General features: G+C 74.3%; 2 protein-coding genes. Both read left to right on the top strand.

Going from position 1 to position 1,113, the window contains the following annotated elements; all coding sequences use genetic code 11:
* A partial coding sequence (locus tag DEIPI_RS31740) for an AIR synthase-related protein (protein ID WP_045234500.1) occupies positions 1-341 on the top strand: 341 nt, incomplete at its 5' end.
* 1 nt (position 342) lies between these two features.
* Positions 343-1,068, top strand: coding sequence for a histidine phosphatase family protein (locus DEIPI_RS0116005; protein ID WP_027482437.1), 726 nt, complete (start codon positions 343-345; stop codon positions 1,066-1,068).
* Positions 1,069-1,113 lie beyond the last annotated feature (45 nt).

Below are 1,113 nucleotides of genomic sequence, written 5' to 3'. Positions count from 1 at the left end.
CGCTCGTGGCGGCGGACGTGGACGTACGCGGCATGGCGCACCTCACCGGGGGCGGCCTCGTGGACAACCCGCCGCGCGTGTTCCCCGAGGGGCTCGGCGCGGTCGTCCGGGAGGGCTCGTGGCCCGTGCCGCCCCTGTTCGAGCTCATCCTGGAGCGCGGCCGCGTGTCCCGCGAGGAGGGCTACCGCGCGCTCAACATGGGGCTCGGCTTCCTCTTCATGGTCCCGGCGGCGCAGCAGCAGCAGGCGCTGGACGCGCTCCGCGCGGCGGGGGAGACGCCGTACGTCGTCGGGGAGCTCGAACGCGGCTCCGGCGTGCGCTTCGAGGGGGGGAACGCCTGACGTGAGCACCCACCCCACCCCGACGGGTTTCGCGCCCCTCGACGCCGCCGCCCACACCGAGTTCTGGGTGATCCGTCACGCCGAGAGCGAGTGGAACGCCGCCGGACGCTACCAGGGCCAGACGGACGTGCACCTCTCCCAGACGGGCCGCGAGCAGGCCGCGCGCCTCGCCGGGCGGCTCACCGGCATGGACTTCGACGCGGTGTACTCCAGCGACCTCGCCCGCGCCTACGACACCGCCCAGGCCGTCTCGCGGACCCTGGCGGGCTCGCCGGAGGTTCAGGTGGACGCGGGTCTGCGCGAGATCGACGTCGGCCTCCTCGCGGGGAAGGTGCGCCGCGAGATCGAGACGGAATTTCCCGAGTACGTCGCGTCGCTGCGCTCCGACCCCTGGTACGCCCGCCGCCCCGAGGGCGAGAGCATGGCCGACCTCGCGTCGCGTGCCGCGCGCACCTTCGAGGAGCTGCGCGCCCGTCACGCGGGCCAGCGGATCCTCGTCGTCACGCACGGCGGCGTCGTGCGCGTCGCCGTGAGCCTCGCCATCGGCGGGCACGAGAAGGACGTCTGGGCGCGTCTGTCCGTCGCGAACACCTCCATCACGCGCGTGGCGCTCAGCGAGGGCGGCGGCACCCTGATGTGCTTCAACGACACCGCGCACCTCGAACGCATCGGCAAGCCCGACTCGCGAGACGACCTGCTCGGCGAGTCCCGGCGGTGGGTGCGGTGACGGCCGCCGCGTCCGTCGTGGAGCGCTTCCGGGACGGCGACCCGC

The organism is Deinococcus pimensis DSM 21231 (assembly GCF_000519345.1).
Classification (GTDB): domain Bacteria; phylum Deinococcota; class Deinococci; order Deinococcales; family Deinococcaceae; genus Deinococcus_A; species Deinococcus_A pimensis.
Note: the sequence above shows the minus strand (reverse complement) of the source record. Positions and strands in the feature narration are given on the sequence as shown.